We start from the raw sequence: 1463 nt of genomic DNA, 5'->3' as shown, positions 1-1463 counted from the left end.
CCCTACACTGCGCGTCCGAGGGTTGCTCGGGCGGTCCGAGCCGATCCTCATCACAGGAGGACGAGCCGTGGCAGATTATAGGGAAGCATTTGTCGGAATCGATGTCGCTAAGCTGAGGAACGCCATCGCGATTGCGGAAGCCGGCCGGGAGGGAGAGGTTCGGTTCTTCGGCGAGGTCGACGCATCGGATACGAGTATGCGCCGCGTTATCCAACGGATCGCTGCCAAGTTCGATCGCATCCACCTATGCTACGAGGCGGGCCCAACCGGCTATGGCCTTTACCGGCTGATCCGTTCCCTTGGCCATGAATGCACCGTGGTCGCGCCATCGCTGATTCCAAGGAAGCCTGGCGATCGGGTGAAAACGAACCGCCGGGATGCTCTTTCATTGGCAAGGCTGCTGCGCGCCGGCGAACTGACGGCGGTATGGGTTCCCGATGAAGATCACGAAGCCATGCGAGATCTCGTTCGCGCCCGGGCAGCCGCGGTCGAGACGCTGCGGGTCCATCGCCAGCAGGTGAGCGCTTTCATGCTCAAGCATGGTCGTGCCTATCCGCGCACGAAGAACTGGACCATGCGCTACCTGCGTTGGTTGCAGGAGCAGCGGTTCGATTATCCTGCACATCAGATCGCGCTCCAGGAAATGGTCGAAGCGGTGCGCGTCTCGAAAGAGCGTGTGGAACGGCTTGATCGCGTGATCGAAGAGTTCATCCCGAACTGGTCGCTGGCGCCGATCGTGCGAGCGCTCCAGACATTGCGTGGGGTCGATCTGATCGTCGCCGTGACGTTCGCCACCGAGGTCGGCGACGTAAGCCGTTTTGAGAGCCCTCGCCAGCTCATGGGCTATCTCGGCCTCGTTCCCGGCGAGCGGTCGACTGGAGAGACAATCAGGCGTGGCGGCATCACCAAGGCAGGCAATGGCCGCGTTCGCCACATGCTGGTTGAGAGCGCCTGGACCTATCGACATCCACCCCGGATCGGCAAGGCGAAGCTGTACCGGTTGGAGCAGGCACCGCCGAAAGTCCGTGAGATCGCATGGAAGGCTCAGGCCCGCCTGACGACCCGGTATCGAAAGCTGGTTGCGCGAGGCAAGCGAACGACGGTGGTCTGCACGGCGATCGCCCGCGAACTAGTCGGCTTCATGTGGGCCGTCGCCAGGGAGGCACGCTCCACCTGATCGCTCGCCGCGGCAGTCTACACCTCGCGCATGGGCGGAGGCGGGACCACGGCAGGGGAATGCCCGTCAGACGCTTTGTGGCCGGCAAATTGACCGACGCCCGCAGTAAGATAGGAACAGCCCCGGACGCACAATCGGGAATGCGGTAGCCAACCCGCGCATCAGAGCTTGATCACCGACGTCCTTCAGTTCCGCCTCCACCCATGCGCGCTCATCAGAATGAGCAGCCGTTCCTCGGATCGGGCGACCTTCTGCGTTCCAAACCTTGACAGCGGACATCAGAGCG

General features: G+C 62.7%; 2 protein-coding genes. One reads left to right on the top strand and one right to left on the bottom strand.

What is annotated here, in order from left to right; all coding sequences use genetic code 11:
* The first annotated feature begins 67 nt into the window (after positions 1 to 67).
* Entirely contained in the window at positions 68 to 1177 is a 1110-nt protein-coding gene (locus LB568_RS33375; protein ID WP_064995672.1) for an IS110 family transposase, read from the top strand.
* A gap of 66 nt (positions 1178 to 1243) precedes the next feature.
* Here LB568_RS33375 and LB568_RS33370 read toward each other — a convergent pair.
* Positions 1244 to 1463: hypothetical protein (locus LB568_RS33370; protein ID WP_210241397.1), on the bottom strand; the 220-nt coding region annotated here is incomplete at its 5' end.

Origin of the sequence: Mesorhizobium sp. B263B2A (genome assembly GCF_020165775.1) — a bacterium.
Lineage (GTDB): Bacteria > Pseudomonadota > Alphaproteobacteria > Rhizobiales > Rhizobiaceae > Mesorhizobium > Mesorhizobium opportunistum.
Note: the sequence above shows the minus strand (reverse complement) of the source record. Positions and strands in the feature narration are given on the sequence as shown.